The sequence below is a fragment of the Microbispora rosea genome (assembly GCF_044460045.1).
GTDB classification, from domain to species: Bacteria; Actinomycetota; Actinomycetes; order Streptosporangiales; family Streptosporangiaceae; genus Microbispora; species Microbispora rosea.
The window spans coordinates 199268-212328 of sequence record NZ_JBITJO010000012.1 but is presented as its reverse complement, the minus strand read 5'-3'; the positions used below and the strand labels follow the sequence as shown (position 1 = coordinate 212328).

The window sequence follows — 13061 nt, the reverse complement described above, 5'->3', positions numbered from 1 at the left end:
GGGCACAGGACGGGAAGGGAAAGGGATCTCACCATGACCACCACCGCCGACGGCCTCGGGCGCGCCTCCGACTGGGACCCCACCGCGCCGGAGACCTTCGACAGCTCGCACGAGGTCTACGCCGAGCTGCGGCGACGCTGCCCGGTGCCGTGGAGCGACGCCTTCGGCGGCTTCTGGGCCGCCACCCGCTACGCGGACGTGGTGCGGGTGGCCCGGGACAGCGAGGCGTTCAGCACCGCGGTGCAGAACGTCGTCCCGCACGTGCCGCGCGCCCAGCGCCGGCCGCCGCTGCACTTCGACCCACCCGAGCACGGGATCTACCGCGCCCCGATGGACCGGGTGCTGCGCCGCGGCGTCGTACGGCGTCTCGAACCGGCCTTCGCGGAGGCGGCACGCGAGCTGCTGGGGCCGCTCCTGGCCCGCGGCGGCGGCGACTACTCCCAGGAGTTCGCGCTGCCGTACGCGGCGCAGTGCTTCGCGCTCTTCCTCGGCCTGCCGGTCGGCCAGGTGCTGGAGATCCGCCGGATCGGCGTCGCGTACAGCTTCGCCATCCAGGAGATGGACCGGGCCGGGGTCATGGCGGCCAGCGAGGAGCTCTACGCCATCGCCCGCGCCATCGTCGAGGACCGCCGGGCCGACCCCCGCGACCCGGACGAGGACCTGGTGACCAGCCTGCTGCGGGCGTCCGGCGACCCGGAGCGGCCGATCCCCCACGACATGGTCGTGGCCACCGTCCGGCAGACCATCGTGGCCGGCATCGGGGCGCCGCACGCCGTGCTGGGCAGCGCCGCCGTGCATCTGTCCCGCGACCCCGGCCTCCAGGACCGGCTGCGCGCCGACCCCGGGCTGCTGCCGGCGACGGTCGAAGAGCTGCTGCGGCTGTACGCGCCCTACCGGGTGTTCGCCAGGACCGCCACCCGGGACGTCGAGCTCGGCGGCCGCACGGTGCGGGCCGGCGAGGCGATCGCGATGATCTTCCCCTCGGCGAACAGGGACGAGGCGGTGTTCGACGACGCCGACCGGCTCGACCTGGAGCGGCGGCCCAACCGGCACCTCGCGTTCGGGCGGGGCGCGCACCGCTGCCCGGGCGCGGCGATGGCCCGGCTGGAGATGACGGCCGCACTGGGCGAACTGCTCGCCGGCACCACCCGCGTCGAACCGGACGGCGAGGTGGAGATGTTCAACTGGCTGGAGTTCGGGCCCAGGTCGGCGCCGCTGCGCCTCGTCCCCCGCCGCTGAACCGTCCGCTGAAGCCGTCGGAGGCGGGCGCCCGGCAGGCCACATGCCACTGCCGCTGCCGTGAGCCGCCTCGCCCCACGTCGACGGTGCGGTCCGGACGATGTTTACATGCACCGGCGTCATCCGGGTGTCGCCCGTCAGGCCGTGGACCGGGCACGCCGCTCCGCGGCCGCAGGCGGCTCGGAGGTCGCCCGCCGCGTGACCATGACCATGGTTCGACGGCTCCCACCTGTGCAATCGCGCTCAGTCGTGCAGCGGAGGCCCGCGTGCCGCAGCCCGGCCGGGGCACGTCACGGTCGCGCCACCCCGGGATCGATGCGGCAATCAGGGGATTGACATTGGTGACATAAAGCTGAACGATCGTCTGCGTTGGAGACGGCAATGTGCCGCACAACTGCTGCCAGGCGCCCCGCCGGCCATTTCCGGACCTCGCCGGGCCCCGAGCCGACACCCCCTGCCCGTCCATCAACCGTGGAGGAAACGCAAACGTGTTTGCCCGCTCCATGACCGCGCGGACCCTGCTGGCGGCGACCGTGGGAGCGGTCGTCCTCGCCGGCTCCGGCGCCGCGGCGGCGTCGTCCCCCCAGAAGCCCTCACCGCCGAAGCCCCCCGCGGCCGGCGCTCCCGCGCCCGCCATCCTGCCCACGGTCCGCGAGGCCGCCGAGGGGCTGCCCGGGCACACCGTCTACCGCCCGGCCGATCTCAAGGCGCTGCGGAAGGACAGCCTGCCCGTGATCGTCTACGGCAACGGCGCCTGCGCGACGAGCAACCTGGAAGGGATCACGTTCCTGACCGGCCTGGCCTCGCAGGGCTACATCGTCGTGGCCAACGGCGGGCTGGACGAGTTCCCCGTCCCCAACACCCCCGAGAACACGATCGCGCACCCCGAGGCGCTCCTCGCGGCCGCCCACTGGGCCACCGAGTCGAAGCAGGCCCGCAAGCAGTTCGACGGGCGGGCGGACACGACGCGGGTCGGCGTGCTCGGCCACAGCTGCGGCGGAGTCGAAGCCCTCGCCGCCGGGACCGACCCCATCGTCGACGCGGTCGCCGGATTCAACACCGGGTATCTCCCGGAGCCGGCCTTCGGCGGCTACGGGCGGGACCGTCTCGCCGGTCTGCACACGCCGACGCTGCTGGTGAACGGTGGTCCCGACGACGTCGCCTACCAGAACAGCATCGACAACTACGCCCTGCTGAACGTCCCCGCCGCCCTGGTCGGCGACACTGCGGCCGGCCACACCGGCCTGATCGCGGGTCTCGAGGCCACCAAGGGCTGGCAGGTGGCCGCGGACTGGTTCGACTACGTCCTGCGCGGAGACCGGACCGCCGGGGCGCGCTTCGCCGGCCCCGACTGCGGGCTGTGCGGCGAGAGCGGCTGGACGGTCGAGTCGAAGGGGCTGCCGCTGTGATGCGCCGTGAAGTGACCGCGTGCCTGGCCGCCGCGCTGGCGGCCGTCGTCGGCGGCGCGACCGCCGCCGCCGCTGCCCCTGCCGCTGCCCCCGCTGGGCCCTCCGGCGGCACCTCGTGCCTGCCGGACTCCCCCGCCCACCCGACCTGCGTCAGCGGCACCCTTGAGGACGGCACGCCGTACGAGTTCGTCGTCCCGGCCCACTGGAACGGCACCGTGGTGGTCGCCCTCGACTTCGCCGGCACGGGCCGGAACGAGGCCCTGACCACGCGGTTGCTGGCCGACGGCGTGGCCCGCGGCGGGACGAGCCGGGCGGTCACCGGCTGGGACATCCGGTCCGCGATCGACAACCAGGCCGAAGCGCTGGCCCGTTTCGAGCAGGCCTACGGCCCGGCGCGGAAGGCGATCGCCTCCGGAACCTCGATGGGCGGCTTCGTCGCCGCCGGCGTCGCCCAGGTCCACCCCGGCACATTCGACGCCGCCGTCCCGATGTGCGGCGGCCTCGGCGGGTCGGTCGGCCAGTGGAACCAGAAGCTCGACACGGTCTTCGTGCTCGAGCGCCTGGTCGCGCCGGGGCTGCCGGTCGTCGACATCCCCGCCGACATCGAATCGGCCAGGAAGGCGTGGATCGACGCGCTGGCCGCGGCGCAGCGGACCCCACAGGGGCGGGCCCGGATCGCACTGGCAGCCGCGATCGGCCAGTTGCCGGCCTGGGGACGCAACCCCGACGGGTCCGTGCCACCGCCTCCGGACCGCGGGGACGCCGCCGCGCTGCAGCAGGGCGCCTACCTCGCGCTCGCCGGTGGGCCCCTGCCCTACATCGGGCAGGCCATGAGCAGCCGGCGCCAGATCATGGACGTGGTCGGCGGAAACCCGTCCTGGAACACGGGCGTGGACTACGACAAGCAGTTGAGCCTCGCCGATCCCGCCCTCCGGCGTGCCGTCCGCGACCTGTACAAGGCGGCGGGTCTGGACCTCGGGGCCGACCTGAAGACGCTGGCCGCCGCGCCTCGCATCGCGGCCGACCCGGACGCCGTCAAGCGCTTCTCGCGCGGCATCGTCCTGAACGGCGACCTGCGGATCCCCGTGCTCACCCTGTCCGGCACCGGTGACCAGATCTCCACCGTCGCCCAGCAGCAGTCGTACGAGGAGAATGTGCGCCGGGCGGGAGCAAACTCCCTGCTGCGCCAGACGTACACCGAGACCGTCGGCCACTGCGACTTCTCACCGGCGGAGCAGGAGGCGGCGCTGACGACGATGCTCGACCGGCTGCGGAGCGGTCACTGGCCCGCGACGTCCGCCCCGGCGATGAACGCCCGCGCCGCGGCGGCGGCGGCCGACCCCGCCCCTCGGTATGTCCCGTTCACCCCGCCGCGGTTCAACCGCCCCTATCCCGGCTGAGCCGCACGGGCGGCCGCTGCCCGGGACCATCCGGTCCGGGGCAGCGGCCCCTCCGCACATGCCGGCCCGGGACGACGCACGACCTGGCGCGCCCCAGCCGGACGGGGTGACCGGCCCGAGAGCGGTACGACCGCACGTCCCGACCGGCCGCCGGAACGGAGGGCACTCGGCGCCGATTTTCGGCACGAGAGCGATCAGAACACGATCGACTACGTCCGCCCCGCACCTCCTCATCCGTGACTGTCCGAGAGGACGCTCCAGGGACGTGGTGTCTGTCCGCTGGACCGCCCCGCACCGTGGCCGCCCGGTGGAGGCCACGAGCGAAATGTTAACGCTAACAATTCTCCCCTGTCGCGGTTCCTTCTCTATCGGATGACTGTGGTGGCAGGTCGGAGCCAATACGAGATGAAGACGCGATGTCAAGGACGGCACCTCGCGCGCGCTGCGTGGTGAAACACCGGCATACGGGCTCATCAGGCTTTATCAGCGGCCGTCGTTCGCGAGGCGGGAGCGCCGCTCTGAAACTTTCTCGCGATACTTGACACATTTCGGCACAGTTTTCCAGAATGTTTCTCCTAGGCGGCTTTCTCCTGCCCATGTGGTGGTGCGCGGTGAGGACCGCCGTTCGCGACGCCCTGGTGGTGTGCGTTTCCTGATCACAGGACGCGGCGTCGATCACGCGGAGCGACCCCCGCGTGTCCGCTTTTCCCGCAACCGCTCCGTCGCCGCCGGCGGCTCCACGACCTTCGGGTGCACCGTGAACGGCACCGCGGCCCCGCCCGCTGCCTGCATCAGCCCCTGACGGCGGCCGGACATGATGATGAGGAGAAACACAGATGCGTCTGCCCTGGAGAGCGCGGTCACCGCGCCCCTCCGCCGCCACGACCGCGGCGTCGCCCCGGCGGGCCTCGCGCCGAGGCCTCGTGATCGGCTCCATCTCGCTCCTGCTGGCCGGAGCCGGCGGCGTGCTGATCACACAGCCCGCCGAGGCCGCCGTCGCCTGCCGGGTCGACTACGCCATCAGTTCGAGCTGGCCGGGCGGCTTCAACGCCAGCGTCACCATCAACAACCTCGGTGACGCGGTCAACGGCTGGCAGCTGACCTGGTCCTTCGGCGCCGGCGAGCAGATCACCCAGATCTGGAGCGCCACCAACACCCAGTCGGGCTCGTCGGTGACCGCCACCAACGTCTCCTACAACGGCAGCATCCCCAGCGGCGGCAGCACGAACTTCGGGTTCAACGGTTCCTCGAACGGCTCCCCCCAGGTGCCCACCTCGTTCTCGCTGAACGGTGTCGCCTGCACGGGCAGCCCGGGCTCGCCGAGCCCCTCCCCCACGCAGTCGCCCAGCGCGTCGCCGACGCGCTCCCCGTCCGCGTCGCCGTCCCCGTCCCCGTCTCCGTCTCCGTCTCCGTCTCCGTCGGTGACGCCGACATGCGATCTTCCGTCGTCGTACCGCTGGAGCTCGACGGGCGCGCTGGCGACTCCGAAGTCCGGATGGGTCTCGCTCAAGGACTTCACCAACGTCGTCTACAACGGCAAGCACCTGGTCTACGCGACGACGCACGACAACGGATCGAGCTGGGGCTCGATGGCCTTCAGCCCCTTCACGAACTGGTCGGACATGGCCTCGGCCACCCAGACCAAGATGAACTTCTCCACCGTCGCGCCGACGCTGTTCTACTTCGCGCCCAAGAACATCTGGGTGCTGACCTACCAGTGGGGCGGGACCGCCTTCTCCTACCGGACCTCCAGCGACCCCACCAACCCGAACGGCTGGTCGGCGCAGCAGACCCTGTCCACGGCGAGCATCTCCGGCTCCGGCACGGGCCCCATCGACCAGACCCTCATCGGTGACGGCCAGAACATGTACCTGTTCTTCGCCGGCGACAACGGCAAGATCTACCGGTCCAGCATGCCCATCGGGAACTTCCCGGGCAGCTTCGGCTCGAACTACACCCAGATCATGAGCGACTCCACGAACAACCTGTTCGAGGGCGTCGAGGTCTACAAGCTCCAGGGCCAGAACAAGTACCTCATGCTCGTCGAGTCGATCGGCTCGCAGGGCCGCTACTTCCGCTCGTACACGGCCACCAGCCTGGGCGGTTCGTGGACCCCGCAGGCCACCAGCGAGAGCAACCCCTTCGCCGGCAAGGCCAACAGCGGCGCCACCTGGACCAACGACATCAGCCACGGCGACCTGGTCCGGTCCAACCCCGACCAGACCAAGACCGTCGACCCCTGCAACCTGCAGCTGCTCTACCAGGGCCGCAGCCCCAGCTCCAACGGCGTCGACTACGGTCTCCTGCCCTACCGCCCGGGCGTGCTGACCCTGCAGCGCTGACGGCATGACACGGGTCCCGCCCGGCCTTCCCGGCGTACGCGCAGGCCCGACAGGGTGAGCGCCATCACCGCGAGGTAACAGACCGGGCGGAACCCGACCGGCGGGCTCGGCGCGCAGCCGAGCCCGCCCTTGTCATGCCGAGATCCGCATGATCCCGCCGCGCGAGCCCGGATCCTCTCCGAGCGGCGGCGCCGGTTCCTCGTGATCGCCGCTTCCGGCCCACGCTCGCGTGGCTGACGGCTAGCGTGACCGCCGGCCGATCCATTGGAGAACGCGGCCGAGCGGACCTCCGCCGAAGGACGACGCCGCCTGCTCGGACGCGCGCACCGCGGCGAAGCCGTACTCGGTCATCCGCCGCTCGTACTCTCCGATCGCGGCCGTCAGAGAGCCGCCCGAGGCCACGGCCGCGCGGAGCGTTCGGCAGAGCAGCGCCGCGTCCAGCAGCGCGCAGTTCGCCCCGGAGCCCTGGGCCGGGCTCATCGCGTGGATGGCGTCGCCGAGCACCGTGACGGCGGAGGCCTCCCACGGCGCGACGGGCACCGAGCTCCTGATCGCGACGCAGAAGGTCTGGTCCACGTCGGCGGCCTCGATCAGCCGCACCAGAGCCGGGTGCCAGCCCGCGACGCGCCCGGCCACGAACCGGTGCAGGTGTCCGGCGCCATGAGACGACAACTCGGCGTCGGAGCCGGGCAGCAGAGCGGCGGGCACGGCCAGGGACCACATCACGTAGTCGCCCCGCCAGCGTGGGTCCAGACCCGGCCACAGCCGGGCCGCCGCCCGCGCCGGGTCCTCCCGCGGGCGCATGAGCCCGAGCGCCAGGCCCAGCCGGCCCGCCCGTACGGACATGAATCCCTCAGCGAGCCGGGGCGGCAGCAGCGCGGCGACGTCCTCGGTCAGCGGTGTCCTCCCGTAGACGCACCGGGTGCCGAGGTCCTTGATCCGCGCGTGCGGGAGCAGCTCGCGGCGCACCCGTGAGCCGACGCCGTCGGCGCCCACGAGCAGGTCGCAGCCGACGCTGGAGCCGTCGGCGAACCAGGCGCGCACCCGCTCGCCCTCGGTCTCGTAGCGGGTGAACTCCGCGCGGAAGCGCACCACGTCCTCCAGGCCGGCCAGCAGGATCCGGCGCAGCGTCATGCGGTCGGCCGAGGCGCTGAACGACGCCGGGTCCCCATCCGCCGACACTCCGTCGAACTCGACGGCGTGCAGCTCCCTGAGCCACTCGTCCACGATGGTGACCCGCCTGCTCGGCTGCCCGGAGGTGGCGGTGAACAGCTCGTACAGCCGGACGGGCAGGCACTCGCGCAGCGCGCCCGCGCCCCTGGAGTCGAGGTGGATCCGGTACCCCTGCGGCCGGTGGTCCAGCGACGGGTCACGCTCGTAGACGGTGACGCCGATGCCCGCCGCACGCAGGCCGTGGGCCGCGCACAGACCCCCGAGCCCACCACCCACGATGACCACCTGCAACGGCGCATCGGACATGTGCGCGCACTCCTGTCAGAGGTGAGCGGGATGGGACGAGAGCCCGGCCGAGCGTAACCCACCCTGACAACGTCCTCCCGATGATTTCCGCGAGTACGCCGCGGGGATCCCCGGTACGACTCGCCGAGCACCAGGCCACGCTCCCGGCGTCGGGAACCGCAGGGAAGGGATCAAGCGAGGAACGGGCCAGGCGGCACGGCTGTGCGGATGAGGCTTCCTCGCTACGCTGACGTCCGTGTCGATTGATTCCGGTTTCCGGTGCTCCTGTTGCGGGGGTCACCACGACGAGCTCCCGTTGAGCTACCACATGCCCGCACCCGCCTTCTGGAGCCCCGAGATGGCCGAGGCGACCGACAGCGCGCTCTCCTCCGAGCAGTGTGTGATCGAGGGAGAGCACTTCTTCGTCCACGGCCTCATCGAGATCCCCGTCATCGACACGGCCGAGACGTTCAGCTGGGGCGTATGGGTCTCACTGAGCCGGGACAACTTCGAGCGGATGGGCCGGCTCTGGGAAACTCCGGGGCGCGAGTCCGAACCTCCGTATTTCGGCTGGCTGTCCTCCGAACTGCCGATCTACGAACCGTCGACGCTCAACCTCAAGACCAACCTCCACACCCGGCCGGTCGGACTACGGCCGGCCGTCGAGCTGGAGCCCACCGGCCATCCCCTCGCCGTCGAGCAGCGGACCGGCATCACTTCCGCCCGCGTCCGGGAACTGGCCGAGCTGCTCCTCCACCCCGATCATCAGGAATCTCGCCGCGGCCCCGCGTGAGCCGGCGGGGACATCGCGCCGCACCTGATCTCTCACTCCACACGACGTCCGCAGCGGTGGCCGCTGGACGCCCGCAGCACCGGCGGATCAGTCCCGGCGCACGCCGGGCGTGCTCTCCCGCAGCACGACCTCGCCCCGGACGAGCCGCCGGCGAGGGCGCTGCGCCGGTTCGTCGAGGACCATCTCCAGCGCGGCCGCGCCGATCTCGACCAGGGGCAGGCGCACCGTCGTGAGGGCGGGGACGACGTCCCGCAGGGTGGCGATGTCGTCGAATCCGGCGACCGCCACCGTCCGTTCGAGCCCGCGCGATCGCAGCGCCGCGAGGGCGCCGACCGCCATGACGTCGTTGACCGCGAACACGCACTCGACCTCACCGCGCCGCGCGAGCAGTTCGAGCATGGCGTCATGCCCGCCGTCACGGTCGAAATCACCGTGCACGATCGCCTCAGACGGCACGACGACGCCCGAGGCCGCCAGCCCCTCGGCGAATCCGGCCAGCCGGTCGGCGGCCGTGAGCAGGCCACGCGGGCCGGCGAGCACGCCGAACGAACGGTAGCCGAGACCCGCCATGCGGCTGCCGAGGTCGCGGCCGCCCGCGCGGTTGGCGACGACCACGGTGTCGACGGGCAACCGTCGCTGACCGACGAGCGCGACCCGCCCTCCCGACCGTTCGAAGGCGTCGAGTTCGGCGCCGAGCCGCTCGAGCGCGTCGTGGTCGTCCGTACGCGACCCGGCGATGACGATCGCCGCCGCGCGCAGGCCGCGCAGTGCCGCGGCGTACTCGATCTCCTTGTCCGGCCGTCTCCCGGTGCCGGCGATGCTGACCATCAGGCCGTTGGCCTCGGCCACCCGCATCGCCCCGGCAGCTATCGAGGAGAAGTACGGGTCCTCGATGTCCTGCACGACGAGCCCGATCAGGTTGGTGCGGCCCCGCGCGACGGCCTGCGCCTGCGCGTTGGCCGTGTAGTTGAGCGCACGCGCCGCCTGTTCGACCCGCTCGCGGATCTCCGGACGGACCGTGCGCGTGCTGCCGTTGATGGCGCGCGACGCCGTGGCGAGCGACACCCCGGCCTCTCTCGCCACGTCTTCCAGCGTGACCGCGCCGCGCTTCGCACCCATGGTCCTCATCTTGGCCTGCCCGCGGTCGTGTTTCGAACGGCGGACCCGGTTGACGTTCCGATCATCGGGCCGTACGGTCCAGCGTAACGGAAAGCGCTTTCCGTACCAGCGGAGAGCGCTTTCCTCGCGGCTCTCGCACACGAGGAGAAACGAATGGAGACCCTCGGCGTGATCATGAACGGGGTGACCGGGCGCATGGGCTACCGCCAGCACCTGGCCCGTTCGATCCTGGCGATCAACGAGCAGGGCGGCGTCGAGCTGTCGGACGGGCGGCGGGTGGTGCTCCGGCCCGTGCTGGTGGGACGCAGCGCGGCCAAGCTGGAGGCGATCGCGGCCCGGCACGGCATCCCCGATTGGACCACCGACCTCGACGCCGCCCTCGCCGACGACCGCAACACGGTGTACTTCGACGCACAGACGACGAACGCCAGGGTCGCGGCCGTGACACGGGCCATCGAGGCGGGCAGGCACGTCTACACGGAGAAGCCGACCGCGGAGAACCTCGCCGACGCGGTCGCTCTGGCACGGGCCGCGCGCGAGGCGGGCGTGAAGAACGGCGTGGTCGCCGACAAACTGTTCCTCCCGGGGCTGCTCAAGCTGCGCCGGCTCATCGACGGCGGCTTCTTCGGCCGGATCCTGTCGGTGCGCGGCGAGTTCGGCTACTGGGTGTTCGAGGGCGACTGGCAGCCGGCCCAGCGGCCCTCCTGGAACTACCGGGCCGAGGACGGCGGCGGGATCGTGCTCGACATGTTCCCGCACTGGGCGTACGTGCTGGAGAACCTCTTCGGCCGCATCGAGGCGGTAACCGCCAGGGCGGTGACGCACATCGAGGAACGGGTGGACGAGCACGACCGGCCCTACAAGGTGACCGCAGACGACGCGGCCTATGCGATCTTCGAGCTGGCCGGCGGGGTGATCGCGCAGATCAACTCCTCCTGGGCGGTCCGAGTGAACCGCGACGAGCTGGTGGAGTTCCAGGTGGACGGCACCCACGGCAGCGCCGTGGCGGGGCTGCGCCGGTGCCGCGTGCAGCACCGGTCGGCCACCCCGATGCCGGTGTGGAACCCCGACCTGCCCGCGACCGAGCCGTTCCGCGACCAGTGGCAGGAGGTCCCGGACAACGCCGAGTTCGGCAACGGCTTCAAGACCCAGTGGGAGATGTTCGTGCGTCATGTCGTGGAGGACGCGCCCTTCCCCTACGACCTCGCCTCCGGCGCCCGCGGGGTGCAGGTCGCGGAGCTGGGCCTGCGCTCCTCGGCGGAGGGCGTGCGCGTCGAGGTGCCCCCGATCACCAGCGGGGCCTCGGCATGACCGTTGTCACGCTCCCCACGGCGGACCGCCGGCTGGAGACCTACCGGATGCGCGAGCCGGTCGTCTGGACGCGCCCGCCCGCCCGGCCGGCGAGCCGCGTCGCCTACGCGGCCGCGCACGTGGTGGCCGACCCGCTCGCCGCCCACTCCCCCGGCTTCCCCACCGCCCTGGACTGGGACGCCACCCTTGGCTTCCGCCGCCACCTGTGGTCGTACGGGCTGCGGGTGGCCGACGCGATGGACACCGCCCAGCGCAACATGGGGCTGGACTGGACGGCGACGGCCGAACTGATCCGGCGCAGCGCCGCAGCGGCGCTGGATTTCGGCGACCCCGCCGACCTGCTGGCCTGCGGCGCCGGCACCGACCACCTGCCCGAGGCGGCCGGCCTGGAGGAGATCGTCGCCGGCTACCTGCAACAGATCGAGATCGTGCAGGACGCGGGCGCCCGGGTCGTCGTCATGGCCAGCAGGCAACTCGCCCGGCTCGCCTGCGGCCCCGAGGACTACCACAAGGTCTACGCGACCCTGCTCGCCCACGCCGACCGGCCGGTGATCCTCCACTGGCTGGGCGAGACGTTCGACCCCGCCCTCGCCGGATACTGGGGGTCACGCGACCTGGAGATCGCCACCGAGGCGTTCCTCGCGCTCGTCCACGACAATGCCGCCCGCGTGGACGGAGTGAAGGTGTCACTGCTCGACGCCGACCACGAGGTGCGGCTGCGCGAACGGCTCCCAGACGGAATTCGGCTCTACACCGGCGACGACTTCAACTACCCCGAGCTGATCGTGGGCGGCAGCCACGCGCTGCTGGGGATCTTCGACCCCATCGCGCCTGCCGCGGCGGCCGCACTGCAGGCGCTCGACGCCGGAGACACCGCGCTGTTCGATACCGTCCTCGCCCCGACCGTGCCACTCGCCCGGAAGATCTTCGAAACCCCGACCTACCACTACAAGACCGGCATCGTCCTGCTGGCCTGGCTCGCCGGGCACCAGGACGCGTTCGTCATGGTCAACGGCGCGCACAGCGCCCGGTCGATCCTCCACCTGGCCGAGGTGTTCCGCCTCGCCGACCACGCCGGGCTGCTGCCCGACCCCGACCTCGCCGCCACCCGCATGCGCGCCCTGCTCGCCACCGCCGGGGTGACCGCATGACCCCCGACCGCCTGTCCCTCAACCAATGGACCACCCGCCGCTGGTCCGTGCGCGAAGCCGTCGACGGCTGCGTACGGCACGGCATCCCCGCGATCGGGCTGTGGCGTGAGAACGTGGCCGAGCACGGCCTGGCCGCGACCGCGAAACTCGTCACGAACGCGGGACTGCGCGTCTCCTCCCTGTGCCGGGGCGGCTTCCTCACCGGCCCCGACCGCGGTCTCGACGACAACCGCGCGGCGATCGACGAGGCCGCCGCCCTCGGCGCCGCCTGCCTGGTGCTGGTCGTCGGCGGGCTTCCCGGAATCCCCCCCGGAGGCGGGCCACGTCCAGGCTTCAGCCGCGACCTGGCCGAGGCCCGGGCCCGGGTCGCCGAGGCGCTCGCCCTGCTGGCGCCCTACGCCGCCGAGCGCGGGGTGCGGCTGGCTCTGGAGCCGCTGCACCCTGTCTATTGCGCCGACCGCGCCGTGCTGTCCACCCTCGGACAGGCGCTCGACCTGGCCGAGCGCTACCCGGCCGAGCAGGTGGGCCTGGTGGTCGACACCTTCCACGTCTGGTGGGACCCCGAGGTGCTGGCGCAGATCGCACGGGCCGCAGGCCGGATCGCGAGCTACCAGGTGAGCGACTTCCTGGTGCCGCTGCCCGCCGACCCACTGCTCGGCCGCGGTATGATGGGCGACGGCGTCATCGACTTCGGCCCGCTCACCGCCGCCGTCGAGGCCGCCGGCTACCGCGGCGACGTCGAAGTCGAGATCTTCAACGCCGACATCTGGGCCGCCGACCCCGACGAGGTGCTCGCCACGATGAAGCGCCGCTTCGCCGCGGCGATCGGCTGACGGTCT

General features: G+C 72.1%; 10 protein-coding genes. 8 read left to right on the top strand and 2 right to left on the bottom strand.

Annotated elements, in window-relative coordinates:
• Nucleotides 1-33 precede the first annotated feature (33 nt).
• The 4 genes from ACIBK1_RS35525 (at nucleotide 34) to ACIBK1_RS35510 (ending at nucleotide 6390) form a co-directional block, all read left to right on the top strand.
• Nucleotides 34-1239, top strand: a complete 1206-nt coding sequence (locus ACIBK1_RS35525; RefSeq protein WP_396740058.1) for a cytochrome P450 — start codon at nucleotides 34-36, stop codon at nucleotides 1237-1239.
• A 503-nt stretch (nucleotides 1240-1742) separates the two neighbouring features.
• Nucleotides 1743-2648 carry an alpha/beta hydrolase family protein gene (locus ACIBK1_RS35520; RefSeq protein WP_396740057.1) on the top strand — a complete coding sequence of 302 codons (906 nt, stop codon included), beginning with the start codon at nucleotides 1743-1745 and terminating at the stop codon, nucleotides 2646-2648.
• Nucleotides 2648-4048: an alpha/beta hydrolase family protein gene (locus ACIBK1_RS35515; RefSeq protein WP_396740056.1), complete on the top strand. Its 1401-nt coding sequence runs from the start codon at nucleotides 2648-2650 to the stop codon at nucleotides 4046-4048. Before ACIBK1_RS35520 ends, ACIBK1_RS35515 begins: the two co-directional genes overlap by 1 nt.
• Nucleotides 4049-4884: 836 nt before the next feature.
• Entirely contained in the window at nucleotides 4885-6390 is a 1506-nt protein-coding gene (locus ACIBK1_RS35510; protein ID WP_396740055.1) for a non-reducing end alpha-L-arabinofuranosidase family hydrolase, read from the top strand.
• A 240-nt stretch (nucleotides 6391-6630) separates the two neighbouring features.
• Here the strand turns inward: ACIBK1_RS35510 and ACIBK1_RS35505 are convergent, their stop codons facing one another.
• Nucleotides 6631-7869 (bottom strand): FAD-dependent oxidoreductase, encoded by a 1239-nt coding sequence (locus ACIBK1_RS35505; protein WP_396740054.1) that lies wholly within the window; start codon nucleotides 7867-7869, stop codon nucleotides 6631-6633.
• 235 nt (nucleotides 7870-8104) lie between these two features.
• Here ACIBK1_RS35505 and ACIBK1_RS35500 point away from each other — a divergent pair, with 235 nt between their 5' ends.
• Nucleotides 8105-8641 (top strand): DUF2199 domain-containing protein, encoded by a 537-nt coding sequence (locus ACIBK1_RS35500; RefSeq protein WP_081904060.1) that lies wholly within the window; start codon nucleotides 8105-8107, stop codon nucleotides 8639-8641.
• Between the two features lie 87 nt (nucleotides 8642-8728).
• Here ACIBK1_RS35500 and ACIBK1_RS35495 read toward each other — a convergent pair whose 3' ends face one another.
• Nucleotides 8729-9760, bottom strand: coding sequence for a LacI family DNA-binding transcriptional regulator (locus tag ACIBK1_RS35495; RefSeq protein ID WP_156081260.1), 1032 nt, complete (start codon nucleotides 9758-9760; stop codon nucleotides 8729-8731).
• Between the two features lie 153 nt (nucleotides 9761-9913).
• Here ACIBK1_RS35495 and ACIBK1_RS35490 point away from each other — a divergent pair, with 153 nt between their 5' ends.
• Genes ACIBK1_RS35490 through ACIBK1_RS35480 form a run of 3 tightly spaced genes read left to right on the top strand, consistent with a single transcriptional unit; the run spans nucleotide 9914 to nucleotide 13055 of the window.
• Nucleotides 9914-11071 (top strand): Gfo/Idh/MocA family protein, encoded by a 1158-nt coding sequence (locus tag ACIBK1_RS35490; protein WP_396740053.1) that lies wholly within the window; start codon nucleotides 9914-9916, stop codon nucleotides 11069-11071.
• The gene (locus ACIBK1_RS35485) at nucleotides 11068-12222 is read left to right on the top strand and encodes a dihydrodipicolinate synthase family protein (protein ID WP_030512379.1); all 1155 of its coding nucleotides are present in this window, start codon (nucleotides 11068-11070) and stop codon (nucleotides 12220-12222) included. Before ACIBK1_RS35490 ends, ACIBK1_RS35485 begins: the two co-directional genes overlap by 4 nt.
• Complete coding sequence (locus tag ACIBK1_RS35480) at nucleotides 12219-13055, top strand: sugar phosphate isomerase/epimerase family protein (protein ID WP_396740052.1); 837 nt, start codon at nucleotides 12219-12221, stop codon at nucleotides 13053-13055. The genes ACIBK1_RS35485 and ACIBK1_RS35480 overlap by 4 nt, the downstream gene beginning before the upstream one ends.
• Nucleotides 13056-13061: the final 6 nt, after the last annotated feature.

Coding starts and splice junctions, on each gene's coding strand:
- ACIBK1_RS35525 (WP_396740058.1), top strand. CDS start 34: ATGACCACCACCGCCGACGGCCTCGGGCGCGCCTCCGACTGGGACCCC.
- ACIBK1_RS35520 (WP_396740057.1), top strand. CDS start 1,743: ATGACCGCGCGGACCCTGCTGGCGGCGACCGTGGGAGCGGTCGTCCTC.
- ACIBK1_RS35515 (WP_396740056.1), top strand. CDS start 2,648: ATGCGCCGTGAAGTGACCGCGTGCCTGGCCGCCGCGCTGGCGGCCGTC.
- ACIBK1_RS35510 (WP_396740055.1), top strand. CDS start 4,885: ATGCGTCTGCCCTGGAGAGCGCGGTCACCGCGCCCCTCCGCCGCCACG.
- ACIBK1_RS35505 (WP_396740054.1), bottom strand. CDS start 7,869: ATGTCCGATGCGCCGTTGCAGGTGGTCATCGTGGGTGGTGGGCTCGGG.
- ACIBK1_RS35495 (WP_156081260.1), bottom strand. CDS start 9,760: ATGGGTGCGAAGCGCGGCGCGGTCACGCTGGAAGACGTGGCGAGAGAG.
- ACIBK1_RS35490 (WP_396740053.1), top strand. CDS start 9,914: ATGGAGACCCTCGGCGTGATCATGAACGGGGTGACCGGGCGCATGGGC.
- ACIBK1_RS35485 (WP_030512379.1), top strand. CDS start 11,068: ATGACCGTTGTCACGCTCCCCACGGCGGACCGCCGGCTGGAGACCTAC.
- ACIBK1_RS35480 (WP_396740052.1), top strand. CDS start 12,219: ATGACCCCCGACCGCCTGTCCCTCAACCAATGGACCACCCGCCGCTGG.